Source organism: Streptobacillus felis (assembly GCF_001559775.1).
Taxonomy (GTDB): Bacteria; Fusobacteriota; Fusobacteriia; order Fusobacteriales; family Leptotrichiaceae; genus Streptobacillus; species Streptobacillus felis.
Genome location: NZ_LOHX01000201.1, coordinates 1 through 1,391, shown reverse-complemented (window position 1 = coordinate 1,391; position 1,391 = coordinate 1). Strand labels below are relative to the sequence as shown.

1 protein-coding gene is annotated in these 1,391 nt (G+C 25.4%); it reads right to left on the bottom strand.

The genetic code is table 11. The annotated features are described in order from the left end of the window. A partial coding sequence (locus AYC60_RS08335; protein WP_082762561.1) for an IS91 family transposase occupies positions 1-1,216 on the bottom strand: 1,216 nt, incomplete at its 3' end. Between the last annotated feature and the right edge of the window lie 175 nt (positions 1,217-1,391).

Below are 1,391 nucleotides of genomic sequence, written 5' to 3'. Positions count from 1 at the left end.
TAGGGTTATAGAATTTATGAATAGGGCGGCCAAAAGCACTACTTACAAAAAGTTCATAAGCTTCAAGATAAATATTACAATTAGGACACATAAAAGGATCAAATTCCCAAATAGCTTTAAAGTTCTTTCTAAAAAGTGAAGGAACTTTTTTAAGTTCAGTTTTAAATAAAGCAAGAGCTGATTTTAACTTATCAGATTTTCTTCTAGCATAGAAACCAAATCTATTAATCATTTTAAAATGTTTGTAAGGTAGATGAAAAAGTAGTTTAGAAACAAAATCTTGAATCGTTAAAGTATGATAAGTAATTTCTTTATTATTAGCTAAATCATTAAACATAAAAGTAACAAAATTCTTTTTAATATTAATATCAACAATTTTATACTCAGCAATAGGCACTCTAGCTAAATATCTACCAAGATATTTGATAATACCTTTAGGATTATTAACATTATTATCACCAACATTAAAGAAAAATCTAACATCTTCTTTATACATTTTAGAAGCCATATCTAAAGCCTCTTTTTTAATAGTATCATTAGGATAATTACCTTGACTTAAGGCTCTACATACGAGATATCTCCATTGATTAGCAATAGAAGGAACATGGAAGTATTTAAATTTTTTGTATTGATAATGTTTGTTAAAACCACCAAGAGAAACGATAGCATGAATATGAGGGTTAAATTTAAGATCTCTACCAAAAGTATGAATAACAGTAATTAACCCATAATGAATTATATCAGAATCAGTAAAGTATTTATCACTAGATTTAGGTATATATATTTTTCTTTTGTTTTTATCATGAATATTATTGAACAGATATTTAAAGATATTATTAATATCAGCAGCTAATTTAGAGAGAATAGTTCTATCATAAGCTATGAATTTTCTAAATTGTTTAGGTATGGTAAAAAGGACATGTCTATGAGGGATATTAATTAATTGATTAAGAATAGAGTTAGTCCATTTAATAGAGTAATTATATCCACAAGAATTACATAATCTAGATTTACAAGTAAGTTTCATTTTATGTTTGAAGTTACACATATGACATCTATGTGTAATGAAACCTTTAGAAATGTCACCACAAGCAAGAAATTTATTAATAGAGTTAGAAAGATGAATCATATGTTGATTATTAAAATATGTCTTGATAGAATTTAAAGAATTTGTTAAAATAGTATTGGTGAAGATAAATTTGATTTTAGAAGTCATATTTATCAATCCTTTCTGTAATTTGGTGTGGTAACTTAATTATACAGAAAAGAAAGAGGTGATTCAAGGATTTTTTTAAAATCCCGAATCACCTTTTTTTATTAAAAATTCTTTTTTATATCTCTTGATATATCACGTTCTTTTATACTTTCGCGCTTGTCGTAATTTTTCTTTC